The 26,026-nt window shown below is 47.5% G+C and carries 24 protein-coding genes; 4 read left to right on the top strand and 20 right to left on the bottom strand.

What is annotated here, in order from left to right:
• Nucleotides 1-8: 8 nt before the first annotated feature.
• On the bottom strand, nucleotides 9-635 hold the full coding sequence (locus tag MKX64_RS10565; RefSeq protein WP_341035747.1) for a type 1 glutamine amidotransferase family protein: 627 nt from the start codon (nucleotides 633-635) through the stop codon (nucleotides 9-11).
• 243 nt (nucleotides 636-878) lie between these two features.
• Complete coding sequence (locus MKX64_RS10560) at nucleotides 879-1,889, bottom strand: carbohydrate-binding protein (RefSeq protein WP_155618903.1); 1,011 nt, start codon at nucleotides 1,887-1,889, stop codon at nucleotides 879-881.
• A 615-nt stretch (nucleotides 1,890-2,504) separates the two neighbouring features.
• Here MKX64_RS10560 and thyX point away from each other — a divergent pair.
• Nucleotides 2,505-3,188 (top strand): FAD-dependent thymidylate synthase, encoded by a 684-nt coding sequence (gene thyX / locus MKX64_RS10555; RefSeq protein ID WP_095266701.1) that lies wholly within the window; start codon nucleotides 2,505-2,507, stop codon nucleotides 3,186-3,188.
• A gap of 168 nt (nucleotides 3,189-3,356) precedes the next feature.
• Here thyX and MKX64_RS10550 read toward each other — a convergent pair whose 3' ends face one another.
• The 6 genes from MKX64_RS10550 to MKX64_RS10525 form a co-directional block, all read right to left on the bottom strand.
• Complete coding sequence (locus MKX64_RS10550) at nucleotides 3,357-4,058, bottom strand: aspartate/glutamate racemase family protein (RefSeq protein ID WP_341035746.1); 702 nt, start codon at nucleotides 4,056-4,058, stop codon at nucleotides 3,357-3,359.
• Between the two features lie 188 nt (nucleotides 4,059-4,246).
• On the bottom strand, nucleotides 4,247-5,203 hold the full coding sequence (locus MKX64_RS10545) for a hypothetical protein (RefSeq protein ID WP_341035745.1): 957 nt from the start codon (nucleotides 5,201-5,203) through the stop codon (nucleotides 4,247-4,249).
• Between the two features lie 542 nt (nucleotides 5,204-5,745).
• A complete protein-coding gene (locus MKX64_RS10540; RefSeq protein ID WP_341035744.1) occupies nucleotides 5,746-7,143 on the bottom strand; it encodes an AAA family ATPase in 1,398 nt (465 codons plus the stop codon).
• A 249-nt stretch (nucleotides 7,144-7,392) separates the two neighbouring features.
• The gene (locus MKX64_RS10535; RefSeq protein WP_341035743.1) at nucleotides 7,393-7,722 is read right to left on the bottom strand and encodes a hypothetical protein; all 330 of its coding nucleotides are present in this window, start codon (nucleotides 7,720-7,722) and stop codon (nucleotides 7,393-7,395) included.
• Nucleotides 7,723-7,754: 32 nt separating this feature from the next.
• Complete coding sequence (locus tag MKX64_RS10530) at nucleotides 7,755-9,584, bottom strand: DEAD/DEAH box helicase (protein WP_341035742.1); 1,830 nt, start codon at nucleotides 9,582-9,584, stop codon at nucleotides 7,755-7,757.
• A gap of 13 nt (nucleotides 9,585-9,597) precedes the next feature.
• Complete coding sequence (locus MKX64_RS10525) at nucleotides 9,598-11,247, bottom strand: DUF6119 family protein (RefSeq protein WP_341035741.1); 1,650 nt, start codon at nucleotides 11,245-11,247, stop codon at nucleotides 9,598-9,600.
• A gap of 202 nt (nucleotides 11,248-11,449) precedes the next feature.
• Here MKX64_RS10525 and MKX64_RS10520 point away from each other — a divergent pair, with 202 nt between their 5' ends.
• Nucleotides 11,450-11,851 carry a 23S rRNA (pseudouridine(1915)-N(3))-methyltransferase RlmH gene (locus MKX64_RS10520; RefSeq protein ID WP_341035740.1) on the top strand — a complete coding sequence of 134 codons (402 nt, stop codon included), beginning with the start codon at nucleotides 11,450-11,452 and terminating at the stop codon, nucleotides 11,849-11,851.
• A 211-nt stretch (nucleotides 11,852-12,062) separates the two neighbouring features.
• Here the strand turns inward: MKX64_RS10520 and MKX64_RS10515 are convergent, their stop codons facing one another.
• The 6 genes from MKX64_RS10515 to MKX64_RS10490 form a co-directional block, all read right to left on the bottom strand.
• Nucleotides 12,063-12,197, bottom strand: coding sequence for a hypothetical protein (locus MKX64_RS10515; protein ID WP_341035739.1), 135 nt, complete (start codon nucleotides 12,195-12,197; stop codon nucleotides 12,063-12,065).
• A 169-nt stretch (nucleotides 12,198-12,366) separates the two neighbouring features.
• A complete protein-coding gene (locus MKX64_RS10510; protein ID WP_341035738.1) occupies nucleotides 12,367-12,717 on the bottom strand; it encodes a hypothetical protein in 351 nt (116 codons plus the stop codon).
• A 377-nt stretch (nucleotides 12,718-13,094) separates the two neighbouring features.
• The gene (rlmH, locus tag MKX64_RS10505) at nucleotides 13,095-13,574 is read right to left on the bottom strand and encodes a 23S rRNA (pseudouridine(1915)-N(3))-methyltransferase RlmH (protein WP_095398732.1); all 480 of its coding nucleotides are present in this window, start codon (nucleotides 13,572-13,574) and stop codon (nucleotides 13,095-13,097) included.
• Between the two features lie 240 nt (nucleotides 13,575-13,814).
• The gene (locus tag MKX64_RS10500) at nucleotides 13,815-14,390 is read right to left on the bottom strand and encodes a GNAT family N-acetyltransferase (RefSeq protein WP_095266698.1); all 576 of its coding nucleotides are present in this window, start codon (nucleotides 14,388-14,390) and stop codon (nucleotides 13,815-13,817) included.
• A 421-nt stretch (nucleotides 14,391-14,811) separates the two neighbouring features.
• Nucleotides 14,812-14,979 carry a CxxH/CxxC protein gene (locus MKX64_RS10495; RefSeq protein ID WP_095266697.1) on the bottom strand — a complete coding sequence of 56 codons (168 nt, stop codon included), beginning with the start codon at nucleotides 14,977-14,979 and terminating at the stop codon, nucleotides 14,812-14,814.
• A gap of 271 nt (nucleotides 14,980-15,250) precedes the next feature.
• A complete protein-coding gene (locus MKX64_RS10490; protein WP_341035737.1) occupies nucleotides 15,251-16,585 on the bottom strand; it encodes a S1C family serine protease in 1,335 nt (444 codons plus the stop codon).
• 692 nt (nucleotides 16,586-17,277) lie between these two features.
• On the opposite strand from MKX64_RS10490, the gene MKX64_RS10485 reads away from it, so the two are divergent.
• A complete protein-coding gene (locus MKX64_RS10485; RefSeq protein ID WP_176475600.1) occupies nucleotides 17,278-17,541 on the top strand; it encodes an alpha/beta-type small acid-soluble spore protein in 264 nt (87 codons plus the stop codon).
• Nucleotides 17,542-17,695: 154 nt separating this feature from the next.
• Here MKX64_RS10485 and MKX64_RS10480 read toward each other — a convergent pair whose 3' ends face one another.
• The 5 genes from MKX64_RS10480 to yycF all read right to left on the bottom strand — a co-directional run bounded on the left by MKX64_RS10480 (nucleotide 17,696) and on the right by yycF (nucleotide 23,179).
• Nucleotides 17,696-18,499 (bottom strand): MBL fold metallo-hydrolase, encoded by an 804-nt coding sequence (locus MKX64_RS10480; protein WP_095266693.1) that lies wholly within the window; start codon nucleotides 18,497-18,499, stop codon nucleotides 17,696-17,698.
• Between the two features lie 8 nt (nucleotides 18,500-18,507).
• Complete coding sequence (gene yycI, locus MKX64_RS10475; RefSeq protein ID WP_095266691.1) at nucleotides 18,508-19,254, bottom strand: two-component system regulatory protein YycI; 747 nt, start codon at nucleotides 19,252-19,254, stop codon at nucleotides 18,508-18,510.
• 72 nt (nucleotides 19,255-19,326) lie between these two features.
• Nucleotides 19,327-20,622, bottom strand: a complete 1,296-nt coding sequence (locus tag MKX64_RS10470) for a YycH family regulatory protein (protein ID WP_330164052.1) — start codon at nucleotides 20,620-20,622, stop codon at nucleotides 19,327-19,329.
• Nucleotides 20,619-22,448: a cell wall metabolism sensor histidine kinase WalK gene (walK, locus tag MKX64_RS10465; protein ID WP_341035736.1), complete on the bottom strand. Its 1,830-nt coding sequence runs from the start codon at nucleotides 22,446-22,448 to the stop codon at nucleotides 20,619-20,621. The genes MKX64_RS10470 and walK overlap by 4 nt, the downstream gene beginning before the upstream one ends.
• On the bottom strand, nucleotides 22,448-23,179 hold the full coding sequence (yycF, locus tag MKX64_RS10460; RefSeq protein WP_341035735.1) for a response regulator YycF: 732 nt from the start codon (nucleotides 23,177-23,179) through the stop codon (nucleotides 22,448-22,450). The genes walK and yycF overlap by 1 nt, the downstream gene beginning before the upstream one ends.
• Nucleotides 23,180-23,482: 303 nt before the next feature.
• Here yycF and MKX64_RS10455 point away from each other — a divergent pair, with 303 nt between their 5' ends.
• Nucleotides 23,483-23,827 (top strand): DUF4181 domain-containing protein, encoded by a 345-nt coding sequence (locus MKX64_RS10455; protein ID WP_341035734.1) that lies wholly within the window; start codon nucleotides 23,483-23,485, stop codon nucleotides 23,825-23,827.
• A gap of 622 nt (nucleotides 23,828-24,449) precedes the next feature.
• Here the strand turns inward: MKX64_RS10455 and MKX64_RS10450 are convergent.
• Nucleotides 24,450-26,015 (bottom strand): peptidoglycan DD-metalloendopeptidase family protein, encoded by a 1,566-nt coding sequence (locus MKX64_RS10450; RefSeq protein ID WP_095266682.1) that lies wholly within the window; start codon nucleotides 26,013-26,015, stop codon nucleotides 24,450-24,452.
• Nucleotides 26,016-26,026: the final 11 nt, after the last annotated feature.

Below are 26,026 nucleotides of genomic sequence, written 5' to 3'. Positions count from 1 at the left end.
CTATACTGTCATTGGACTGAGTTCATTAACTCGTAAAAATATTCAGGTTCATGAGTTTTGTTAAGACGATACCAAGCGTCTAATGTTTTTGGAAGAAGAACGTCGAGCGCTTTTAAAACATGAACAGAAAATTCTAATGGAGCTACTCCGGATGCAGTGATCAAATTCCCGTCGGTGACAGCAGATTCCATTTTGTAATAGGCTTCGCCCGTGTAACAATTGCACACCATTTTAAGGTAGGCCAGGTCATTGCTTGTGTGCCAACGTGAATCTAACAACCCTGCTTGAGCAAGTCCTAAGGTAGCGCCGCAAATTGCTCCAACTATGATTCCTTCCCTTAAACACATCCCGGCCATTGTTAATATGGGCGCATGAACCGCTTCTGTCCATGTATTTCCGCCCGGTAAAATCAGAGCATCTGCGCTTTTAATGCTGCACTCATCCACTCTAACGTCAGGCATTATTCTCAATCCGCCCATTGTAGTTACCGGGATCTTATCTATCCCAACCGTGACTATTTTGGCCGGAGCCACACCCCGTCTGAAGTATCTTCCAGAGTTCAGTTCAGCGGCTAAATAACCGATTTCCCAATCGGACATGGTGTCAAAAACATACAGATATACGGTATTATTCATTTCTAATCACTCCTCATCAAGTTCATATTAGATAACAGCAACCCTTCACCTGTAATGAGTGGTTGTCATTATCATAGAACAACTACACTGACAGCTGCTGTCAGTAAAGTTGTAGACTTGATTCATGGCGGTCACTAAGATGAAATGCCGATGGAAGCTGTAACACTCATATGAGCCATGCCCGCAAGCACAAGAAAGACGCTGATCCGCTCAGCGTCTTCCCAGGGCATTTCCCTATTCGACTTAATTCCTGCCTCCATAGCCCTTATATGTGGCATACACTGAATTTGCATATTGATCTGCCAGAATAGGACGGCCATAAGAGTCCGTTGCGCCCGGATACCAGTTATCTCCTCCGTTATAGTGTAGTAAGCCATTGTATATGTTGCCGAATCTAACAATTTTATCATTTAAAATCAATGCACCCAAGTATACCTGATCTTGTTCACTGCTGTGATTATAGGCACGGCCAAATTTTGAGACGAACTGAGATGAATAAGCACTGCGTGTGTTTGGCTCTACCTGCATCAATCCGTCGCCGGCCGATGGACTACCTGGTAAACCTGCTCCAAAACTGCTTTCCTTTTTGATAACCGCACTTAGCAATAAAGCAAAATCCCCGCCTTTACCGTAAGCATTATCCGCATTCATGACATAGGTCCATATATGACTCGGCACCTCGGCAGGCTTTGTTACTCCAGGAGATGGTGAGCCCGTATAAATCTTAACCGATGACATTTTATCATTAGCCGCATTGCCGACCCAGGAGGTATCCGAGGTAAAGGTCCACTTTGTTCCTCCAAAATGATCATTCTCATATACTTCAACCGTCCAACCGCTAGGAACCCTAAGAGAGGACATCCAGTCATTCGGAATTCCATGTGCGTTCAACTGGGACAATGTATAATTACCTACTCCAAGGGTTACTGCTGTTCCACCATAGTTTATATCTGCATAGAATGTCACGCCGTTTGTTGCTGGTGGCGTGGTTGGAGGTGTAGTTCCACCACCGCCTCTCTGCCATAAAGCAGGAACATTGGACGGTTCCCAACCTACAAGGGAAGTATGTGCCTGAAGACAGGTATACGTGCTTCCGTTATACGTTACCGTATCATTTACTGCATAGGCAGTATTAGGAGCCCATGCTCCTCTAGCGGCTGCATCTGCCGGCAAGGCCGGGTAAAATGCGGATACGATGAATGCAAAGACCAGCATAAGTGAGAGGGCTTTAAAAGAAAACTTTTTATTAGTCATTTTAAAACCTCCATAGATTATAGTTGTGCTATACCAGCTTTCGTTAAGCCGGTATACATATAAACCTTCTAAACAAAATCCGGGTATTCTTCAGGAAGTATATAATCACTGACTTATCCTAGTAGCTAATCAGTTTATTATTACGTTTGATCGTAGGCGTTCGTATGACCGCGACTTTCCATTCATCTATTCATAATGAGTCCCTCCCCCATCTATAAATTAATTTATAGTATTCGTTAAGATATACCGCTTCTCCTTCTCAATATTTTCCAATATAATAATTTTTTCCTACAATTGTACGGTTCTCTGCAATATATCTAAGTACAAAGCTTGACCGCTAAATCTACATCAGTAGATAAAGAAGAAGCCACTCCTCTAATGGAATGGCTTTCACTATTCTGAGTATCTTGCCCCTACGGTCAATTGAACTCTGCTATGATACGATGCAATATATTTTTGCTATCTTCGTCCTACGGTTTGACCACAAAGTTTAAATTAATATTTAGGGTGAGTATAACCATACCATGTTCCATCTTCACTTAAAGAGTCTGGTCCACCTCCCCATTATTTGTTATGATATTTCTTTGAAAACATATGATGGAGGGATGCCTTATCATGAAAATCAATGTGCTTGATAAAGGATATGTCAGACTCGTAGACCATATGGGTGGGGATCTGTCCGTTGTAAATAGTGCAAGGGTTTCCTACGCAAAAGAATCAAAGGAACTTACACCTAACGATGTTAAGCTTATCAAGTTTTTAGCAAGGGAAGATCACATGTCCCCATTCCGTCATGCTACTATTCAATTTGAAGTTTACGCCCCCCTTATGGTAGCTCGGCAACATTGGAAGTACGTAGTGGGAAGTGACCACACAATGGATGCTTGGAATGAAGCTTCTAGAAGATACATAACGATTGATGTAGAGAATTATGTTCCTAACCCAACTGATTGGCGAAGTAAGCCTGAGAACTCCAAGCAAGGAAGCGGAGAGCCTGTAACTAATACAATCGGTCTTGAAGCCACACAAAGATTACTTCGGCAGATTGAACAAGGGCTAAAGGATTATGAATGGGCTCTAGAAAACAATATCGCTCCTGAACAAGCACGTCTGCTTATCCCTTCGGCGTATGGAATGTACACAGCGTATTATTGGACAGCCTCACTTCAATCTGTTTGTCACTTCCTCAATCAAAGGCTTGCCCATGACTCACAATATGAAATTCAACAATATGCTGCGGCAGTTTATGAGTTGGTAAAACCGTTATTCCCCGTTTCGCTAGAAGAATTGATCAAATAATTGTGTCCCTCTCTGTTCTGATAAAGATTATAACTATGTATGCTGGCGCCATCCAACCAAATGAAGCGTCAAGGACATTGAACTGTTCTTTGACGCTTCTTTTAGCGATGAGTTTGTGCTTACTTATGATACAGCTCTACTATTCTGTCCATACGGATCGCCTTCATTTTACGCCTCGTCCCCTAACGCAAAATCAACGGCAGCCTCGGCATGAAGTCTTGTTGTATCATAAATCGGGATATTGCAGTCTTCTTGCGAAATGAGCATTGTGATTTCCGTACATCCGAGAATAACCGCTTCCGCTCCCTTACGGATAAGACTGTCAATTATCTCTAAATATTTATTCTTTGAATGTTCATTTATAATGCCAAGACAAAGTTCATGATAAATGATATCGTGAATGACCACTCTATCTGCTTCATCCGGAACCATAACTTCAAGTCCAAACCGGTTGATAAGCCTACCCTTATAAAATTCTTCCTCCATAGTAAAGGCGGTCCCTAACAAAGCCACCTTTTTTATTTTATCGCTAATAATTTTATTTGCTGTTGCATCTGCAATATGAAGTAAAGGAATCGATACCGAGTTCATCACTTCCAACGCCATCTTGTGCATCGTATTCGTGCATATGACGATGACATCTGCTCCACCTGCTTCAAGTTTTTGTGCCGATTCAATCATGATCTTCGTTGCCGCTGTCCAATTTGCTTGATGCTGGAGATCCTTGACTTCTTGAAAATCTACGGAATACATCAAACTTTTTGCAGAGTGGTGTCCACCTTTCCTTTCTTTTACCCTTTCATTAATGATTTGGTAATAGAGTAAAGATGATTCCCAACTCATCCCACCTATAAGTCCAATTGTTTTCATTACCTTCTCACATCCCAACCTTTTATCTTATTTTGGCATAAGTATTTCTAGTTTGCATTAGGATGGATCAACCTTGCCGTCACTTATGATACGGCTCACCTCGTTGTCTGTAACGGCAAGTTTTAGGCCATCCTGCAAAGGATGGCCTCTCAGTTCTCAGTATAGTACAAACCCATAAATGTCCAGGTTCACTTTGGTTGACGCTGGAGCTTCCCTCTTTCATAAAAATAGTTTGCCGCTTCATACGCTTCTTGTTCGAGGCTCATAACGGCCGTGACCTTGATGTGATTGGTCTGCTCGTCTAGCGTGGCACTGCTGAAGGAAACATTCGGCATCCTGAGCGTACTCTTAATAGAATCACTATACGAAAGACCTTGGTCACTCCATCGGTAAATGGTTACATCCGGCCAGCTCATGTGCAACCCAGGGAATTGATTTATGAGCTCTTCGACTCCATCGCCATCCAAATCAGAGACCCTTGGGTAACCCCAATCTTCGAATCCGAACCATTCTCCTTGCATGCCATCGTAATAATAATAAGCCATTCGACCTGGTCCATTGGCAGCCAATTCAACGGCTCCATGCACAATAGACTGTACCCCTTGCTCTTTCTGCTTATAATCCAGCCTAAACAACGCCTGCTGTTGTTCAGCAGTTTCGTGTTCAATACTGGACGAAAAACAGTCTGGATACCTGTAATTCTCGTTCTTGTGGGTTAGAAGCACGACTCTTTCGTAATCGAATCCGCATAAATCATCTTCCGGCACTTTATACACGTCCAGCACGACGGGATCCCCATTGATCGAACCGAACGGAACGGTTCGGGTCTTTACCCATCCTTCCCCAATCTTCGAATTGACAAGTGCGGTCAATTCTACTGGCTTGAACTGGAGTTCGATAGACTCGGGAAATGCGTATCCTACAGTTCGATCTGCCATCACATGATCAGTCTCTTGCTCGGAACCGGCCTTCTCATCTTCCTCAACGATACCGGATTCGTTCTCCTCGCCCGCCATGGGAACGACAAACTCCTTCAAGGAAGACGATGTAGCTTGTTTGTCACTTCCGCACGCGGTAAACAACAACCCTACAACCAAACAGGTTGCTGTGATCAGGAGGCTGCGCAGCTTCGCCTTTGTTCTCACAATGTCCCCCCTTTTACATTCTCTACTAGATCAAACGTGACATACAGGGAAAAGTTGCATCCTAAAAGCGTTGTCATTAAACTGTTCGTTAGTTTAAAACCGGTTCAAGCAATTTTGGTCATATATCATATTCGTGACCTAGAGTGAAGCCCCCTTTTCCACGGGGGCTTCATGTTCTTTTTTAGGAGGTATGCTTGATGAGAATCATCAAGAGCGAACAGGACATTGTCCAGAGGATACACTTATTTATTATTTGCTAACGGGATCAATTACCCTATGTAAAGATTCGCTCTTAACAAACACAGAGGGAACTAGAATTTCAATATCACCTCCAACTATACGTTGCAATTTTGATTTAACATAATTCATAACCTTCTTTCCGTGCCTGTACCTGATTTTATTACTGTTATATAGCTGATTTGCATCTATTGCGATTCTTCCGGGGTTAATATTATTCGGACCTAGACTTCTTATATCGATTCTAGTCCTTGAATTAATAAATTTCTCCAATGACTTACTCTCAACCTCACTGGTTGCTTCATCTAACATTCTATGCGCTTGCTCTTTAGTAACTTGTGGAAAATAAAATTTATATGCTCCGCAATCAAAAAATGAGATTCCACATCCGTACCTTCAGTAATAAAGCATGCCATACCAGTATTTTCAATTCTGGTTCTATAATCTTGTATTTCATCTTCGTTTAAGTAATCTCTATCCCTATGGAGGATGACTTTGGTTAATGGGGCATGTTTTCTTATAAATGCATTTAATACAAGAGCAATATCTACTTTTGCACAGCCTTCATAAGACCATATATCAACTTCATCAATATTATAACCTGAAGAAATTAACAAGGCTCTTATACCCTTTATATCTGAATCTTCTGTAAGTAATACATACTTGATACTATCCCTTAGAAGTCTCTCCCCCCTATCTAATGCACCAATATCTGTTAGAACGCGAACAATATCATAATCATCCTCAATCTTTATCTTCCCGTTTTGAACCCAGTGCAATTTACTACTTTCTAGTAGCTCGTCAATTAAATGTCGAGAGTGAGTTGATAATAGAATTTGCAAATCCCGCTCCTCAGTAAGTTGTCGTAATACTGCAGCAAGTTTCCTTTGGTTATTTGGGTGTAAATGGGAATCAGGTTCATCTAAGATAAGCATTTTAGGTCTATACAAATTCACATAGCTCAATATTTGTATTGCTTGTAATACTCCCGTTCCCGCTGAATCGATTGGAAGTTCTACTTGGTTGACACTAATATTTGCGTTAATATGTTCATCCCTATCAGGGACAAAATTAACATCTAAATCAAGGTACGGAAAAACCATTTTGAGATCGTTTACGAATCTACCCCAATTATCACCATTTTGCTTAAGCAACCACAGGATATTTCTAAAAACGTTATTCGCATCCCCTCGTGCAGCAGCCTTCCTAACAATTCCCGGAGTTTTATATTCCTCGACAGCTGGTATGCCAGCTAATCCGGGTACAAATATACTATATGGTTCGTTGATGCTTTGTAATCTTTCCCCTAAATTTCTCCCTGATATTCTAACAGTTAAGTTTTTATTTCTACCCTTTCCAACAAGAACACTAGTTTCAGCACCGCTTTCGGCTTCAATAAATTGAACACTTATCCCTTCACCTCGTGGTTCTCTAAGAATTCCACCTGGGGCAAGTGCATAAACGTCCCTTAATGGAGTATAAACAAGTTGGTTAGGTGCAACCGAGGTATTTAATGCTTCTTCAATCCATCTTGTATTTGGCTCAAGCGTGGTTGTCTGAACTGCCGATATTGCAAATTGTATTGCCTGAAGTATGCTACTTTTCCCTGCGTTGTTTGATCCTACAAATAAGTTCATTCTCCCTAACTCAATATCAATATTATCTAAATGCTTAAACCGATCTACAACGATTTTCTTTATCATATTTACCCTTCCTTCATAGTATTCTCTTATTAGGTGGATACTGCGGCCGCGTTGGAATAATTATAGACTTTAATGAATAACCTAAATAATTTCTACTTTATTAGTACTTTGGTTCAATTTCTATAACAACCTACAAAATTAGCCCTACTTGTGATACGGCTCACCGTATCGGTTTTTAGGGTAAACTAAACTCCGCTACACACCTCAAAAGCAAAGGGACCTGGATCATCTCCTAGGCCCCTCATGCTTTTAACTTGACAAAGCTTCAGCTTGCAGAATTTGCTTGCTCAAACTAGCTATTTCTGCTTCTCTATCCCACATTACACTTGAACGTCCTGCTATTATCATTTCTGATTTAAGCAGTACCTCTTCCTTGTTGTACATATACCTAAATTGTAGCGGCTCACCTGTTTCTTCATCTTTGCAGTACATGTCAACGATAATCCTTTGATCTCGTTTGTATAGGGAAATCTCATCGTAATTTGCTTCGCTAATATTGTTTGCCAACACAAAAGGAGGAATCCCCTTATTGGCAAGAACATGTGCTAACTTTACTTTTAATTCCTGCACACTAAGCAATTGTTACCCTCCTTTCGGTTAATAAACTCATTCTAAAGTCTTTCCGCTAAATAAGCCACATATTTTTCAGCCAATGGTCTTGCTTGCTTGAAGTCGGCAATAGACCATTGTTTTCTTGGATACCCAATCGCCTTCAGCAATTGTTCGTTAATTATTTTGACGCAGAGGCCATCTAAGGCCAATTGTGTATCACGATAGTAACCCAATTTTTTAGCAATATCATCAGCTTTCCTTTTGGGGTTTAGACCCTTTGCAGTTAATATTTCCGCAATTCCATTTTCAATGTATGTTTTTAATTCTTGTCGACGCTCTTTCAATTCAAGATCGGGTCTTTTCGATTTCGCAATATCTTCAAACGTAGACCCTTCAATAAGTTTTATCATCTCGTCTGTAACCGGAATACCCTTTGACCTTAATGTTTCTAATGCTTCTTCGGTCTTGTTTCTGCTCTGGCGAATTGCCTCTTCGTACGCTTCCAATATGGTTTCATCACCAACAAATGTCTTCAGTTCTTCTCTATAGGTTTCTGATTGTCTAGCTTCCCCTACATCGGGCTCTGATCCACCATTACCGTCAGAGGAGCCTTCACCTTCGTTCTCTTCGAACAACTGCTCTAACCGATCGATGATCTCAGCCTTTTGTTGTTCTTTGCTGTAGTACTCCCACAGTTCCTCAAGTCCAAGTGCGTTGTGGTATACGAGATGTGCAACATTATCTATTGCCGCGTCTTTTGCGTCCGGAATTGAACGTAGTGCTCTTCCTGCAAATTGTGCGTATGCCGATAAGCTCTTAAATGGCCGGAATATCGCGGCAATAGAGATGTAGGGATGGTCGTATCCTTCACCAAGCATTCCGACATTTACAATTACATGCGTTCGATCATTGTGAAAGTCCACCCTTTCCCGATCTTGTTCAGAAGGTTCCATGTCACTGTGTATAATTGATGCAGGACATTCTGCCGCTTCGTATAGCTGTTTAATCTCCCTTGCATGTTCAATGGAACAAGCAACAGCAATGATTTTATGAGGTACTCCTGTTGCTTCTCTTTTCTCAGTCATGATTTGGAGGCTTCTTTTTACAACAGCTTCACTGCACTGTGTTGAGTAGGCTACCGTTCGTTCCACCCAGTCGCTGTCTTTTAGTTTCAATACTTCCTCCAATAATACGTCTTCCTGAAATCCTTGTACCTTGAAGGTTAACTGATCTGGTATATACTCTTTTTTTACAAGCTGCTTCACGTAGCCTTTTATCATCGCCCGACTGAGCGGATATGAATAAATATCCTCAGCATAGATTTCCTTTTTGTCCGATCTAAAAGGAGTACCCGTTATTTTAACAATCTTTGCCGAATTGAAATACTCTTCCATCTCTACCCATGATGCTGCTGGAGAATGATGTGCTTCGTCGATAATAATCATATCGAAAAACTCCCGTGGAACCTTTTGCAATAATGAACTTGCATTGTGGGATTGAAGTCGATGAATATTGGTGATCACAATTTTTGCTTGTTCCAGCGTTCTTGGATCACCTTCGTATTCAATGACTTCCGGTAAGTTGGTTGGAATATTAATGACTTTTCGATTCCACCAGAAGTTATGTTCGTATCTAGGGTCAAGGCTATCAGTAACAGTATTACGAATTGTCCGATTTGGAGTAACAATTAGCACCCTGTGCTTGGCTATACCGTAAGGCAGAATGGCCATTAAGCCCGTTTTACCAACCCCTGTTGGCAAAGTAACTAATGCTGGTTTATGTTCAACTGGAGATTCAAAATATTCTTTCACCCTTAAATATCCTTGTACTTGTGGTTCACGAAGGTTAGGATTCCCCTCAATGTGAGCAAATGTTTTTTGAAAGTACATATTAATCCTCCGGCTATTCTCGAGAGTAATTTATTTTAATCACAGGACGATACCCCAGTAAACGAACCTCTTTTTTCCACTGATCTAACTTGTTCTTTAATATTAGTAAGTTTAATTGGTTTATATCAGGTTTACCATTTAGTAAAGGCAGTTCCTTTCTTTCAAGTACAAGCCACAAATATACATTCTCAATAACAATATCTTTGACTATCTCTCCTCTGTGGTATGCTCTTATGGCCTCCAGAGACTGATCAACCGCGTAACATAATTTACTAGATGTACTCCCGAATTTAACAGCGAACATCTCATTACTTCTATAAATATCCATAACCTCAACCTTATGCTTACCTATCGCTTGAAGATCGCGGTCAAAGTTAGCATAACTCTTATCTTGTTCTACCAACCAATCATTGTAATATCTTTCTTTATAATATTTTTGTTTTATCTTTTTACGGATCTCATCAGGCTTAAGTCCTTTATAGTTACTGTCTTGCCGCTCCTCTTGGAATTTCTTCTCTACAAATTGTTCATGTAATTTCTTACTATAATTAAACTTCTCTTCGTATTCCACAGGGATTTCACTAATGGAGTCATTCAAATACTGCAAGTAGTCTTCATTATAAACATACCAAGACCCATCTGAGAGAAGAGAATTTGAATTATCATTCGTATAGAAAATCAAGTTCTCAATAGAAGTTGTATATTCGCTTTTTCCATCTACCCATACAACTACATTAATATCTAATAGGTCATTCCGCTCATTCAACTTAAATTCCTCGATAAAAGATTTTACTGTTGCATAGTTTATCCCATCGTACTTTTTCCTTTTTTCTCTGTACTTTAATTCATATTCATGATTATCACTGAAAACTATACGTGTAGCGTGTATCTGATATTCAGAAAAATCTATCATCATCGGATCGGTTTCAATATCGTTTTTCATTAACTCCTTTAGCTTATTAATCTCGACCTCGTCTTTCACCAATTTGAAATACGGTATTTTGACTATTTCCTGATTGTAAGTGATGGTATTCTCTATATAATTCACTATATCAGCTATATTTTCTAAGTTTTCTTTTTTTGTGGTTAATCTAATAGAGTTTCCTATCTCAAGTGTATTGGAGAATAGATTAAAGTCTTCTGGCAATAATATTTTTGCTTTCAACTTTGTTAAAGCTTCTCCACTACCTAAATCAAGATTCTCATAATCCAAGTAGGTATTTACCGTCCTGTTCCTCTTTGAATTAGGATTGGTTATAGCAAGAGTTCTTACGTTTAAATAATTTAATCGTCTAGCAAAATTAAATGCCCACTCTTTATCGGAGAACTGGTCTATTTTGTAGTATGAATGACCAAATGTTATGGCATATAGTAAATTCCCCACCTCAATTAATACAATAGCTTTAGGCGCTCTATCTATGGTGACTTCCTGAGTACCAAAAGCACTAAGTATCCAATTCCAGGTTAATGTCTTCGGATCTGTGCCCCTTCCAATATAAAGAGTCATAATATAACTAACTTCCTCTAACTCTTCCTTGTTAGTAGAATTTAAATGTTTGCGGTTGAGTTCCTTCTTTCCTTTTACCACATACTCTTTATCTAAATAGGCTTTTAAGACCTCATGTCTATCACGTATAATCTTGTATACATTAACAACCGCCATATATTCGACCCCCGTCATAAAAATATGGTTAGCTAATATTCTTATTTGTCCTTTTCGACAATTGGTTCAATTTTCCTGCAAAAAATCCCCTCTATGTACTATTAATTCATTGTGGTAAACTGAATAGATCAATTCGAACGGCCTATTTAGTAGTTAGTTTTAAACATTCAATCGACGTTAAATTTATTATGGAGTTCTCAATATGAAATTTTTAGTTTTTGTTATTGGTGAAAGAGTAGACAAATTTTATCTTGAAGCCATTAAGGAATACGAAAAACGGTTAACTCAATACTGTACCATTAAACTGATTTATCTAAAAAGGGAAGATCAGCTTGAAAAGAAACTCAGCGATAGTAGTTATAAGATACTTGTTGCCAGCACCAAGCAATCGCTGTCGTCGGAAGAGCTTGCAGAGAAGATCGGTAAGTTAGGAGTTTCGGGGACATCGGATATCTCCATTATTATCGGCAAAGAAACCGCACCATACGATGAGAAGCTGATGCTGAGTCAAATGGACATGGACAAAGGATTGCAAACAACCATATTGATTGAGCAACTTTATCGAGCATTCCGTATTATCCACAATCATCCCTACCATAAATAATAATCAATTAATGCTATTGGGAGTGTTTAATCAGAATTGCTTTGATTTTACCGATACACCATCGAATTTAGCATTGTTCCGATAATTCCGGTCCTTGAAGGGCTCCTAAATATAGGATAAGCAAACTCCATTCCTCTGTGTCTGTTCTATATATTCTCTAAACCAAAGCCCAGCTGCTTCATTTGGCGAATCTGCGTCCCGTCCTTGTAGATCAAGTCATCTTCACGATGGTCGTCATATTTCCGCCCGTTCCCATTTCGTAGACGGTTCCTGCATTGCTCATATACAGCTTCCCGTTGTACGCAGCTACACTGTCGAATCGAATATCCGCATATTCAGCAACCATATCACTTTCACAGGAAACAGTTGCAGATTGTACATCTAGCTCCGGCCAAACACATACAGACTGTCCGCTGTTGCATGCGCGGCGGCGACAGGAGCATAGCCGTAGTAGTCGGACAAATCCAAAGCGTTGTAGCTTGTACTACTGGCGATCCGCTCGACCTGTGATTGAGTCAGCTTGCCTTCATAGACATGGAATTCATGACTGCCTGTAACGCCATGACGCTCTCCGCATCAGAAAAAGCAATAAAGTCCACAAAACGGGATTCTTCGTGGTCAAGGTCATAGGCCGCTACGCTGACGCTGCCTGTGATGTCATAGATGAATGTCTTTGAAGATATTTTTGCAACCAGATACAGCTTGTTTCTGGCCGGATTGTAAGCCAGCTTCAGAGGTGTCAGGTTTTTGTAGTCATAGTGTTTCGCATTCCCAGCTGCATCCTTGTAATCCCAATTGAAGTCCTGATTTATCGTCTTGAATGTCTCTACTGTGCCGTTAGAGCTATTGAATTTTCGTATATTCATCTTCTAACTGTGAGGAAGTAGACATTGTTGCTCTTATCTACGACCAAGCTGTCAATCTCTTTGATTCTCGCTGTCCGCACAGGGCCATCCACATCACCAGCCCCTGAACCACCAACCAGTGTTTCCACCGTAAACTTTGCGGATGGTGTGGATTCAGATGGTTGATCTACAGGTGTAGATGGTGCAGATGAGTCCGGTGTAGTTTTAGCTGGTGTGGATGGAGTTGGTGTGGGACTCGTCGTTGTCTGCCCGCCGCCAATCTCTTGTTGTCATTGCCATATTGATAGGCACGCCAAAGCATAACCGTTGCTTCTGCACCGGTGATTGTCGCCTGCGGACGAAACGTCTCGTCCTGAAAATCCCTTTCTATTTTACCACTATTTATGATACGGCTCCCCCCGATTTATCTTCACCGCCCGATAAATCTGCTCCACCAGCACCAGGCGCATAAGCTGGTGCGGGAGGGTCATGCGCCCGAAGCTCAGCTTCTGCTGGGCGCGGCGCAGCACGGCATCGGAGAGGCCGTTGCTGCCGCCGATGACGAACACGACATGGCTCGTGCCGTAGGTCGCGAGCTTGTCCAGTTCGGCGGCGAGCTCCTCGGAGCTCCACAGCTTGCCGTCGATGGCGAGGGCGATCACATGCGCCTCGCTCTTGATCAGGGCGAGCAGCCGCTCGCCCTCGCGTTCCTTCACCTGCCGGACCTCGGCTTCGCTCATATTCTCCGGCGCCTTCTCGTCCGGCACCTCCAGCATCTCGAATTTCACATAAGGGCCGAGCCGTTTGGCATATTCCGCAATGCCCTGCACTAGATACTTCTCCTTCAACTTTCCGACACCTACAATCTGTATGAACACGGCTGCCGCCCCCTCGTTTCTGCTTCAATAACTATCCAACGTATCTAAATCACATCACCGATCATATCCGGCTTGCCCGAGATCGTACGCTGTAATTGTTCAATGCTATTTGCTATTTGCTTCATCTGATCCACAGGCTGACGCCTCTGGCCCTTGGGTTTGCATTAGTTTTTCAGTCTTTCAGTTTTTCAGTTATTTCAGTCCTTTAATCTCTAACCCTCAGCCTTTGCCATGGGCCCTTCAGCCTCTACGCTCCCACTGCTCCCTGAGCAGCGCATACATATTCAAATCCTGGTACCGGTCACGGAACAGTGCATACTGCTTCAGCAGCCCTTCCAGCTCGAACCCGAGCCTCAGCAGAAGCCCTGCGGACGCCTCATTCTCCGGATACACCAACGCTCCGATCCGGTTCAGGCCCATCGCCTCAAACGCATACTGGATCGCTGCCGTCAGCGCTTCCTTGGCAAGCCCTTGTCCGTGGTAGACCGAGTCCAGCTCATACCCGATCTCTGCCCGGTTATAATGGGGCACCCAGGCGTGGAACCCGGCTGTTCCGATCAGTTGCCCGTTTTCTTTGAGCTCCAGCCCCCAGCGGATGCCGCGAAGCTCCTCGAACAGCAGCCGGTGACGCTCTATCATTTCCTCTGCCTCGATGATCTCGCTCATCGGATACCGCCCGTAATATTTCATCAGCTCTTCCGATGCGAACAGGCGGAACAACGCCTCTGCATCTCCTGAAGTCAGCTCCCGCAAACGCAGTCTGGCCGTTTCCAGCACCGGAAACTCCAGCAGCAGTCCTTCATGAACCGTAGACATCCCGAGCCCTCCCCTTTATGGTTTCTCCTATGCAGTCTGCATCGCATATACCGCAACACCACACCTGCACACCGCTTCTTCTATTGAGTGTACGTAGGCCGCCCAACATTATGTATATATCCCATCCTGTGTTCTCCAGACGAATCCTGAACTCTAACGCCCCATACTGCTCACATCACCACGAGACAACATCTATAGCTCCATTCTACCATCCACAATCTGGATGTTACACACCTTGCGATCCGGCAGGGCATAACGCCCACTTCTTCATTCTTAGCACAAAAGAACACATCTGAGTACTTCCAGTCCCGCCGCATCCTCTCAGATCCATCTACCCACCCACAAGTGCAAAAAAAAGCGTGATCTCTCACGCTTTCCCAGGCTCTATCTATGCTATTGAGGCCGCATTGGCGCGATGCCTCTACACAACTAAAAATTCCGCATGCTTCTCGCACTCCGCACACTTCACCGGTGGGTCCCAGTCCGAAAACTCTGTCTCCTTCAGATCCACAATATCCGGGGCGTCCTCGTATTCGTCCACAAAATTCTCGATGGCAATCTCCACATGTTCCTTGCATACGACGTACATGAATTAAGCATCCTTTCTATCTTTCGCATCGTGTTGGGTAATGTCTATTATAGCCACTCTTCTGTTCTACCACACTCGGTGGAAAAAGGAAATGCCTTTAACAGAAAAGGAGCGCCTGATGCGCCCCTTTCCGTACCGCGTCTATTCGATAACCTTTTTCATGATTTATCTATTTCTCTAAGTTAACCTATTATTTATTACACCGATCAGTCCGATCAGCTCATCGCCGGTAGCGGATTACACAGCCGAGAACAATTCGAGGCTCCTCGGGTTAATCCTCCTTCTTCTCCTCCAGCTTCACCTTGAGCGACTGCAGCACCCCTTCACGATAAAAGGTAACAGTCATACTGCTGCCGACCTTCGTCTCGCGATACAGATGCTTGCGCAGCTCCAGCGTGGTATTGATCGGCTTGCCGTCCAGCTTCACGATGACATCGTTCAGCTTAAGCCCCGCTTCCTTGGCAGGTCCAAGCGCATCCAGAATGACAACGCCCTCGGTCACACCCTTCGGCAGCTTCAGGTTCTCTCGCTCCTTCTTGCTCAGCGGAGCATACGGATTGCCCAGATCTACCGTATATACGCCGAGATATGGACGGGCGATGTAGCCTTTCAGCATCAGCTCCGTCACCACCTCCGTAATGTCATTGACCGGAATGGCGAACCCGAGCCCTTCCACGCCGGTATCGGCAATCTTCATCGTGTTGATGCCAATCACACGGCCATTAAGATCGACCAGAGCGCCGCCGCTGTTCCCTTCATTAATCGCCGCATCCGTCTGGATAACCGTAGCTTCCCAGTCGTAAATGCCGTCCTGATTCAGCGACACCGGGATCACGCGATTCGTATAACTCACCACGCCTGAGGTCAGCGTACCGCCAAGCCCCAGCGGGTTCCCGATCGCAATGACCGTCTCACCGAGTCTGACCTTAGAGGAATCCCCGAACTCGGCGATCTCGTCAATGCCCTTCGCATCGATGGATAATACGGCGATGTCGCTGACCCGATCCGTGCCGACCAGCGTCGCCGGCTTGATCTCGCCGTTCACCGTCACCACTTCATACGTGTCCGCGCCTTCCACCACATGGTTATTCGTTATAATATACGCCTTGCCCTCCAGCTTCTTGAAGATCACACCCGAACCGAGCGCATCTTCCTCAGACAAGCCGAACTCTTCTCCAAAATCAAAATCCTCGCCAAAATCAAATCCTTCCGGCAGTTCAAATTCCTCCGGCAGCAGTGTTGATGAATCCTCTTCTTCCACCGGCGGCCTGTTCTTATGTGTCAATACACTGACGACAGCCGGGCGCACCTTCGCAGCGGCATTGGCAAGCCGCTCGTACGGGTCTCCCTCGAACTGCGCTACCTGTTGTCCCCCATTCACATAGGTTACAGCAGGCTTATCGGCCGGACTTCCGGAGATCAAGCTGAACAACATGACGGCAATCAACGCACTACATACCGAGCTGATCGCCGATATTTGAAATGTAGTCAGCCCCCTCCGGCGACGGCTGGATCTCCATTTCACTCGCTCGGATCGGTCCTCGCTGGCATTTTTGCTTCGTCTGGATACTTTTGTAGAATAAAAATCGTCGTCAAACAATCCCATTGCGATCCCTCTCTCCCTCGTTGTTTAACGCAAGACATTTCCAGCTGTAGACATTCTGCCTGAACGACAACGTCCGAACGTACTTGCCTTAAAACAACCTGCCATCAAACCGTGTCCAAGCTATCTATGATCGCCTGACATTCAGTTGCTTATCTCTATATAGTATTTAACTGATGATATCCCCGAAAAGTTGCATCCTTATCGTACTCTTTCACGAAATGCTTGTGCGAAAAACCGAAACAGCCGACAAACCAATGATTGCTAATTATATACATAAAAGGTATGTGTTCCCGCACCACTGTTAAAAAAGTACCCTGTACTCTTTATTACCACAAACAGGGTGTGCGAAGCATGGCATATCCGTTTATACAACAAGAAATGCTGAATTTATAGCGGCCTCATTCCATCTGCCATTATCTCCTATTGTAACATACGAGCGAAGCTTCATGTCAGCGTATCTTTAGAACCAAAATAAGGGTAGGCCCCTCATCAATTCGCCCCGGACAAGCCTTCTAATCTCTTCTAACAACCGTTATCCCCTGATGCGCATACCTATTCATACGTGCTAAAAAGCCCTCGGGTTTCATATTTGGCCGATCTTCCTAAATCCCGCACTCATGTTCTTGTTCCCCGCAGGGAATGCTAAAGAACACGCGATTGTTCGCAATCATATAAAGGAGGGTTGAACTTCGATGGCTAGAAGATCCCGCAGACACAGATCTCCGGAAATGCAGCAATTCATGAACCAGGTGATGAAACAGGAAGGCTTTCATGTCGATCCGAGCGCACAGAAGGAAGTGAAATACGAAGTAGCCGATTCGTTGGGAATACCTCTGAAGCCTGCGGGCAACAGAGACCTTACAACCGAGCAAGCCGGCAAAATCGGCGGCAGGATCGGCGGCCCGATGGTCAGAGAGATGATCAGACGGGCCCAGGATGAACTGAGCAAATCTTAACCAACCGCTGTCCCCGCTATCAGCTGTCCCACATAACCAAGGCTGCGTTCTCTCTTATTCGATGAAGAAGCAGCCTTGTTCCCGGTTCTATTCTATGATTGGAATGATAGCTTTCATGCATGAAATCTTGCACCAGCTTCAAGAAACGGCCCTTCTACTCGCCTACCTTATCCCAAGGCGTCGGGCGGTCATAATACGTATCACACAGCTTGAACTCACTCTCTTTGAAAAAACAGCCCGCGTCTTCCATTGTGTCGCGCACCGTCATTTTGGCTAAATCCATCATATTGTGATCGAGACTGAGGTGGGCCAGATAAGCCCGCTTCGTATCCCCGGTCAGCAGCTCGCTTAACGCTTCGCCTGCCGAATTGTTGGACAGATGGCCCATATCGCCAAGAATACGGCGCTTGGTGTTCCACGGATAACGTCCCATACGCAGCATCTCGATATCATGATTCGCCTCCAGCACCAGCACGTCAGAGCCGTCCAGCGCCTTCTTCACCTTATCACTGACATAGCCCAGATCTGTCGCAACGCCCAGCTTCTCATCCCCATCATAGAAACAGTAGCCGACCGGCGCTGCAGCGTCATGGGAAATCTCGAAGGGCTCTACCCGCAGACTGCCAAAATCCTTCACCTCATGGCTTTCCAGCACAATCCGGTTCTCCTCCGCAATCGCGCCAATCGACTTCTCCATGGCCTCCCATGTCTTCTCATTGGCATAGATCGGCAAGTTGTACTTGCGCGCCACTGCGCCAAGGCCGCGAATATGATCGGAATGCTCATGCGTGACCAGAATGCCGTCGATTTCTTCCCCCATGACTTCCCGTTCCTTCAGCAGCTCATTGATCCGCCGTGCGCTAAGGCCGGCATCAATCAGCAGCGTCGTATCCTCGTTGCGGACAATCGTTGCATTGCCCGTCGAGCCGCTCGACAGCACGGAAAATGAAATCCCCATAAGTCTGTTTACTCCTTTGTATCGCTTTTGGGCGTGAAGACATCTCCACTAATGCCCTGAACATAGATCATTTCTCCCGTATCCAGCGTAAACCGCCAGGTTGGCGCGGCCAGCTGGACCTCCGTATTAAACAATTGCCCATAGTAGCCGAGCTGGATATCCCTGACCACCGATTCCGGCGGGATAAAATTCCGCTCAATCAACGTTTCCAGCGCCTTCGATGCCGGAAGCACCTTCTGCTCCTCCACATCATCGGTAGGCTGTATATCGAACACAGGCTCATGATAGGCCTGAATTTTCTGCGATTCATGATAGAACTCAAGCTCCACATTGAACAGCGGCCACTCCTTGAGCACAAGCGGACGGAACACGAATACATTCTCCTTGTCCGACTGCGGATCATGGCGGTACTGATCCAGCTCTTCGACCTGGCCCTCCAGCGCGCTTCGCAGCTCCCGCTCATCAGCGTAGATCAGCTTCGTATCCACCGGGGTGTCCATCACCACCGGTTCCCTCTGCTCCTGCGCACTGAACGTATACGCAATCTTGGGCAGCTGCGGCGTCTCCGTCGGAATCGGGCTGAGCACCTGAATCCGGTTGTCCTCCATGATCCGCTGGGTGCTTGGCGACAGGGAGGTGAAGTCCAGACCGGAGCCGGCCTGTTCCCGATAATCAATCCAGAGCTGATAACCGAGCACCAGATTGAGCAGCAGAAAGGCGTATATCAGCACATTTTTGGCTCGTCCCCAGTCCATCTTCTTCCCTCCTTCACATATAGCTTAACCCTGCGTCCGGTCTCGGAAATTGGCGATTCGCCATCACTGGTTTCACTCCACAGCGGCGACCGTACGAATGCTGCCATTCTCCAGTCTTACCGCCCATACCGGCTTAAGCCGTACGCCATCGTCCAGGCTTTCCGGAACATAGGCCGGATCAATCGAAGCAATGGAAGCCATAGAGGCCTCGCCGACCAGTTCTTCAAGGCTTGCCGCCAGCTTCTCGCCGCCCGGCAATTTCACCACCTGCTTGGCCAGCGGCTCGTCCTGCAAGTACAAGAGCGAGCGTTCATAAGACGTGACCGTTCCCTGCTGCAGATCCAGCTCCATAACGCCAAACGGGAAAGCACGCGTATTCAGAATCGGATACCCGCCATAATACTGCTGGAATCCGACCTGGGTCCGGTCCTCGGATTCATCCGCCCGGCTCAGCCGGAAGATGCCGTTCCATCCGCCATGCTGATTCACGAAATCAATCGCAGACAGCACATCCTTCCCGGGGTTGCTCTCGCCCGACGGCGGCGCTGCCGGATCCGTATAGCTGATCCAGCTCTGGGCATGGTCTACCTGCAGGCTTCGCTTGCTGTCAGTGTAGATCTGGGAGCCATCCCGCTCCCGGATATTGCGCGTAATGCTCGGATCGAAGAACAGGCTCCGCTGCATCTGCTCAATCGTGTACATGCCAAGCGGCATGTCGACACGGATCATATCCATATCGGTACCGGGCAAATAATAGCCGCCATCGGTCAGCGTGTATGACATCCAGTTCTGGCCAAAATCCACCAGCTGCTGCACATCCTGCGGCGTCAAGTCGGCCTGTCCCGCCTCGTAGACAGCATCCCCTTTTGTACTGAAGAAGAGTACATGAATCTTGGGCTCCCCCTCCACGCTGTACAGCCACATCCGGTTGATGCTCTCGCCTTCAAACGTAGAATCCGGGCGAATCTGCATCACTCGCTGCAGCAGTCTGACCGGGACACCGGAATCGAAGCTCAGCTCGATACCCTGACTTTCCGACCGCAGCTTCTCCCAATCCATATTGGTCACCATGCGGCGCTGAAAGCTGTCAAAGGTGCGTCCCTTGAGCCGGGTGTAGATCAGGTTGTAGAACGTATCATTCGGATAGAAAATCGTATGCTTGCTCTCCCCCATATGGACGATCATTTTATCCGGGTACAGCAGATTTTCGGCTTTTTCCTCCGTCCCCATCTCCTCGGTGCGGATGTAGGCATTGGGGGACTGTACGGCCGAGTCGTTGCCCGGCAGACGATAGATGAGGAAGAAGCTCTGCACCAGACTGCTGACGACCAGCACGGTGAGCACAATCGTTTTGAGCCGCTCCTTCACGTCGCAGACCCCCCTTCGTCTTTCAGAGGCAGTGTAAAGGTGACGACGGTTCCTTTTTCAAGCTCAGACTGCAAGGATATGGAGCCCCCGTGGGCCCTTACAATTTCCCGGGCAATGGACAGGCCGAGTCCCGTCCCGCCGAGATTGCGCGTCCGGGCTTTGTCCACCCGGTAGAAGCGCTCGAAGATCCGGTCCAGATCCTTCTTCGGGATCCCCATCCCTGTATCCTTGACGGACAGCGAGAGCATTCCATCCTCGGTGATCGCCGCTCCCATCGTAATCGTTCCGCCATCAGGCGTATACTTCAGGGCGTTGGAGATCAGATTGTCCAGCACCTGGTCAATCCCGTCGCGGTCCAGCATGGCGGTGGATACCCCCGGTTTGATCTCAATCAGCGTGCGAATGCGTTTCTGTTTCATTTGAAAAGAGAACCTGTCCTCTACATCCTCCAGCATTTCCAAAATATCCGTCGGCTCCTTATGCAGCGCCGCTTCCTTGGAATCCAGCCGCGACAGATGGAGCAGATCGGTGACCAGCCGGATCATCCGCTCCGTCTCATTCTGGATAACACCGACAAATCGCGGTCCCATCTGCTTATCTTCCAGCGCTCCGCTCTCCAGCGCTTCCGTGTAACTCTTGATCGTAGTCAGTGGCGTGCGCAGCTCATGCGATACATTGGCCACGAACTCCCGGCGCGAAGCCTCCAGCTTCTCCTGCTCGGTAACGTCCTGAAGCACCGCAATCGTGCCTGTAATGCCAATCTCCCGGCGATGAATCGGGGTGAACGTCACCCGCATCATCACCGGCTGGCCGCCCTCGCGCGGCACAAACTCCAGCAGCTTCGAGCCAACCTCGCCGCCTTTGGCGAGAGACTCGGCCTCCGGCTCTTCCAGCCCCAGCAGGGAGCTAATCTCGCGGCCAGCCAGCTCCTCGCCCTCCACGCCAAGCATTTCACTGGCCCGGCGATTCATCAGGATCACGCGGCCTGCATCGTCGGTAGCGATCACACCGTCGCTCATGTTGGTCAGAATGGAGGCAAGCTTCTCCTTCTCCTCCTCATTCTGTGACAGAGCCTCGCGCAGACGGCTTGTCATATAATTGAACGCCTGGCTGAGCTGGCCGATCTCATCACTGCCGAACACCGGCGTTTTCTCGGTGAAGCGGCCTTCGGCCACCGCACGGGCATGCCGGGTCAGCTCCTTGATCGGATGCGTGATCGTGTGCGACAGAATGACGCCAAGCACAGCGGTCAATCCCAGCGCCAGCAGAATCCCGGATATAAAAATATTGTTAATCCGCTGCATCGTGCCATACAGCTCGCTCATGCTCGCAACGATGTAGATGGCCCCTACGATTTTTTCGTTGTAGATGACCGGCTTGGCAACCACCTTTTTGCGGATGTTATCATCATCAATAATGTATTCCTCATTGTCCCTGATCCCTTGCAGCGCCCGGCTGACCACCGTCTGGGTGTTCTTCGTTCCCACATAATCCGCGTGTGTCGGCAGCGAGGTCGTCAGTACCCGCCCCGTCGAATCCAGCACCTGGATCTCAGCCCCGTTCAGGTTGAACAGATTGTTCACCATGACGCGCAGACTCTCCACCGGGTCATCCTCCGATTCATTCTCGCCGCCAAGCGTCTTGGCAGCCAGCACGGACATCAGCTCCGCCCGCTCCTGCAAATCCTTGGTGAAGTTGCTGGTGAGCGAGGTTTTCATCGCGCTGACAAAGTACACCCCGATCAATTGCATGGCAATCAAAATGAGCAGCACATAAATAATGATCACCTTCGCCTGGATTGTGCGGAAGAAGGACAGCCATTTCATTAGAGGCCTCCGTTTTTAGGGCTGCGCATCAAATAGCCAAGCCCCCGCCGGGTCAGAATATACTCCGGCTTGCTCGGATTCTCTTCGATCTTCTCGCGAAGGCGGCGAATCGTCACATCGACCGTCCGCACATCGCCGAAATATTCAAATCCCCACACCGCCTGCAACAGGTGCTCCCGGGTCATCACTTTGCCTGCATTTTTGGCCAAATAATAGACCAGCTCATACTCCCGGTGGGTCAGGTCCAGCGCTTCCCCGCCTTTATAGACGAGGTACATATCGGTATCAATAAACAGGTCAAACAGCCGCAGCCCCTGTCTCGTGTCATGAGCTTCCTCTGCTCGTCCCCCACCGAAATCCGGCTTGTGCTGCCGGCGCATCTGCGCCTTCACGCGGGCCAGCAGCTCCCTGGTGCTGAACGGCTTGGTCACATAATCGTCCGCACCAAGCTCCAGTCCGAGCACCTTGTCGATCTCTCCGTCCTTGGCCGTCAGCATGATGATCGGGATCTGCAGGTTGGCGGCACGCACCTCACGGCACACGTCCATACCGTCTTTGCCGGGCAGCATCAGGTCGAGCAGCATCAAGTCCGGATGCCGCGTCAGCGCAATGTCAACCGCACTGATGCCGTCAAATGCGCAGATGACCTCATAGCCCTCTTTCTCCAGATTAAACTTTAAAATATCGGCAATGGGCTGTTCGTCATCCACCACCAGAATCGTTCCCTGCATACCTTTCACCTCATACCTTCACTTGAACGGTCTTCTTTTCATTTTACCACACCTAGGGCGCAGGTACACCCTACCACGGAAGCAGTTCCGGTCTGCCCGGCCGTACGGAAGGTGCTGGGCCATACCCGGGGACTCGCGGTGTTCGACCGCTCATCTGGCTGGAGTATTGCCTTTCGCTGGGCTGGTCGTCCTGTCCGCCGCCGTTACCCGATATTGGAACCACAGGCGCCGAGTGTCCGTAAAACTAGATAAGACGTATACGCAGGGCTGGACACTTAATCAGATGCTCTGGAGGCGATTTATATGGAAGTTGCCGGTATTTTTGTTATCCTGGTTTTCCTCCAAGCGGCCCTTCGCAGGCTGCTGGTGACCGAAAAGGTATCGCTTTTCGATACCGAGGGGAGTGACAGCTATTTTCGCATATTGGTGTGTTTCATTGCTTTTGTAATCAGTATGATGGTTCTCGACTGGGGCGGAATCATCGACAAGGCGCTGGCTACCAAGCTGTGGCTGCTCGGGGGCACGGTGTTCCTCGGAGTAAAAAGATACATGGATAAGAAGTATATCCCGGAAACGAAGGAGCATGTCGTCACGACTTATCTGGTATCCCTAAGCGGGATACTGACGTTATGGGTGCTGTTCCTATAAAGATGAATTCCCGCTACCGCTGCCCTCCATCCCCACTCCTGCTCCCCCAAGCAGGACCGCTTCCTTCTTTGGGGGAGCAGCTGCTTAGGCTTCTGGATGCTGCCAGCATGAATGACGGGGATGCCGCTGGCGGAGCGAGAGGAAATCAGCTTGGAGAATGCCTTTGGAAGCCCTTTGCCACTTCTGCCCGGATTCATTCAAAGCAAAGGGCGGACAACAGCAGGCGGAAAGATGAGTTCCCGCTACGGCTGCCCTCCATCCCCGCCCCCCCGCTCCCCCAAGCAGGACCGCTTCCTTCTTTGGGGGACCAGCGCTTAGGCTTCTGGATGCTGCCAGCATGAATGACGGGGATGCTGCTGACGGAGCGAGAGGAAATCAGCTTGGAGAATGCCTTTGGAAGCCCTTTGCCACTTCTGCCCGGATTCATTCAGCGCAAAGGGCGGACAACTGCAGGCGGAAAGATGAATTCCCGCTACGGCGGTCCTCCATCCCCGACCCCCTACCAGCTGCTTCCCGAAACATAAAGCAGGCCGCCCCAACAAAGGAGCGGCCTGCTTTACTGTTATGATATATGAAACCATAATGGCTTATGTCACATTGACGCTACAAGTATATCACAGATTTATAAATATTTCATCGGATTTTGCGGAACTCCATTTTTTTGAATTTCGAAATGGAGATGGATGCCGGTTGAGCGGCCTGTGCTGCCCATAACCCCGACTTTAGAGCCCTGCTGCAGAGACTGGCCATTACGCACGGAGATGCTGTTTAAATGGCCGTACAGGGTTCTGTAGCCGTTGCCGTGATCGACGATGACCACCTTGCCATATCCGCTCTGCTCGCCTGCAAATACCACTTTACCGGCGGCCGAAGCCTTGATGGTCCGATTGCCCACAATATCGATCCCGTCATGGGATCTTCCCCAGCGGCTGCCGAAGGAGCTGGTCACCCTTGCTCCGCTGACCGGCCAAGCGAACTGCTTGCTGCTTGACGCTTGGACCGCAGGCGCGGCAGGTTTCTCAACCTTCGTGCCTTTGTAGACGACCTCCGGCAGCGCTTCCTGCACCACCTCTTGGCCGAGCCACTGCTTGGCCACGACCTGGCCGTTCTCCTTGGTCACTGAATAGTTGACCACCTTCACACCGTCACGCCCGGGGCGCACGACCTTGCGCGTGCCCTTCGGAAGCTCATCGCTCTCGCGAACGATGATCTCCGGCTTGCTCGGCTGTTTCTCGGTGACTGTTTCCACCGTTCGTACCGTAATCGGCGCTTCCGGCTTGGTCAATCGCAGCTCGGAGCCGATCTGCACATACTTTTCCTCAACTTCCGGGTTCAGCGCCATCACTTCCGCACTCGTCATCCCGTATTGCTGTGCGATCGAGGAGATGGTGTCTCCCTCTTTCACCGTGTAGATGACTGGCTGATCCTTCGTATCTGTCAGCACCTGGACAGCGGCCTCCACATCCAGCACTTCCTCCGGACTCGCCTTCGTTCTGGCCAGCTCGATGCTCTCCTTAATGTTAACCGACTTCAGTTCACTGCCCTCGGATGCCTTGTTGTCCGATGAAGCGGACGCCGAGACCTTGGTGAACTTGACTTGGCTCGTCTCTACCTGAGCTGCATCCGGCGCATACTTGAGCTTTGCAGCTTCCAGCGCTGCCTGTGCCGTCTCCTGATCCTTCACGACCGCCACCGTCTCGCCGTTCACCTTCAGCTCCACACCGCGCGCGTAGGCCTGCAGCATACCGTCCAGTTTCTGAAGCGTCTGCTCACTGTCAATCTCCGGCTTGTATCCACGGTCCGCTCTCGTTGTGATGCCTTCGGTCTGCAGCACCATGAACGTGCCCGGATACTTGTCCTGATATTCCTTCTGCTTAGCCTCAAATAGCTGATCGAGCTGGGCGTCATCCTCGATGGCGCCCACATGCTTGCCATCAACATATACATGATAGTAGGGGATTGTATTTGCATTAACGTAGGCTTTGCTTGTTGTATAAATTGAGCCGGCGATGATGATTGCTCCAGCCGTGATCCAGACCCACTTGCTTTGCTTAGCCCACCACCCGCGACGTTCGGGATGGGATGGCGATTTCGAAGCACTGCCGGACGCCTGAGGCTCCGCAGAGCTTTGAGCTTCCTTTTTGAGCAGGGCGCTGTCTTTCCACCACGATCCTTTGAAACCTCTCATGTCCCTCTCCT

The sequence above is a fragment of the Paenibacillus sp. FSL M8-0334 genome (assembly GCF_038000405.1).
Classification (GTDB): Bacteria; Bacillota; Bacilli; order Paenibacillales; family Paenibacillaceae; genus Paenibacillus_AQ; species Paenibacillus_AQ campinasensis.
The sequence above is the reverse complement of the archived record's forward strand: the minus strand, read 5'-3'. Positions and strand labels throughout refer to the sequence as shown.

Excerpts from the sequence above, each read along its gene's own strand:
- MKX64_RS10525 (WP_341035741.1), bottom strand. The coding sequence starts at position 11,247 with ATGGCGGTTGTTAATGTATACAAGATTATACGTGATAGACATGAGGTC.
- MKX64_RS10455 (WP_341035734.1), top strand. The coding sequence starts at position 23,483 with ATGGAAGTTGCCGGTATTTTTGTTATCCTGGTTTTCCTCCAAGCGGCC.
- MKX64_RS10540 (WP_341035744.1), bottom strand. The coding sequence starts at position 7,143 with ATGATAAAGAAAATCGTTGTAGATCGGTTTAAGCATTTAGATAATATT.
- MKX64_RS10560 (WP_155618903.1), bottom strand. The coding sequence starts at position 1,889 with ATGACTAATAAAAAGTTTTCTTTTAAAGCCCTCTCACTTATGCTGGTC.
- MKX64_RS10500 (WP_095266698.1), bottom strand. The coding sequence starts at position 14,390 with ATGTCTACGGTTCATGAAGGACTGCTGCTGGAGTTTCCGGTGCTGGAA.
- MKX64_RS10450 (WP_095266682.1), bottom strand. The coding sequence starts at position 26,015 with ATGAGAGGTTTCAAAGGATCGTGGTGGAAAGACAGCGCCCTGCTCAAA.
- yycF (WP_341035735.1), bottom strand. The coding sequence starts at position 23,179 with ATGCAGGGAACGATTCTGGTGGTGGATGACGAACAGCCCATTGCCGAT.
- MKX64_RS10480 (WP_095266693.1), bottom strand. The coding sequence starts at position 18,499 with ATGGGGATTTCATTTTCCGTGCTGTCGAGCGGCTCGACGGGCAATGCA.
- thyX (WP_095266701.1), top strand. The coding sequence starts at position 2,505 with ATGAAAATCAATGTGCTTGATAAAGGATATGTCAGACTCGTAGACCAT.
- MKX64_RS10565 (WP_341035747.1), bottom strand. The coding sequence starts at position 635 with ATGAATAATACCGTATATCTGTATGTTTTTGACACCATGTCCGATTGG.
- MKX64_RS10490 (WP_341035737.1), bottom strand. The coding sequence starts at position 16,585 with ATGGGATTGTTTGACGACGATTTTTATTCTACAAAAGTATCCAGACGA.
- MKX64_RS10515 (WP_341035739.1), bottom strand. The coding sequence starts at position 12,197 with ATGGTTGCTGAATATGCGGATATTCGATTCGACAGTGTAGCTGCGTAC.
- MKX64_RS10510 (WP_341035738.1), bottom strand. The coding sequence starts at position 12,717 with ATGAATATACGAAAATTCAATAGCTCTAACGGCACAGTAGAGACATTC.
- MKX64_RS10530 (WP_341035742.1), bottom strand. The coding sequence starts at position 9,584 with ATGTACTTTCAAAAAACATTTGCTCACATTGAGGGGAATCCTAACCTT.
- walK (WP_341035736.1), bottom strand. The coding sequence starts at position 22,448 with ATGAAATGGCTGTCCTTCTTCCGCACAATCCAGGCGAAGGTGATCATT.
- MKX64_RS10550 (WP_341035746.1), bottom strand. The coding sequence starts at position 4,058 with ATGAAAACAATTGGACTTATAGGTGGGATGAGTTGGGAATCATCTTTA.
- MKX64_RS10520 (WP_341035740.1), top strand. The coding sequence starts at position 11,450 with ATGAAATTTTTAGTTTTTGTTATTGGTGAAAGAGTAGACAAATTTTAT.
- MKX64_RS10485 (WP_176475600.1), top strand. The coding sequence starts at position 17,278 with ATGGCTAGAAGATCCCGCAGACACAGATCTCCGGAAATGCAGCAATTC.
- yycI (WP_095266691.1), bottom strand. The coding sequence starts at position 19,254 with ATGGACTGGGGACGAGCCAAAAATGTGCTGATATACGCCTTTCTGCTG.
- MKX64_RS10495 (WP_095266697.1), bottom strand. The coding sequence starts at position 14,979 with ATGTACGTCGTATGCAAGGAACATGTGGAGATTGCCATCGAGAATTTT.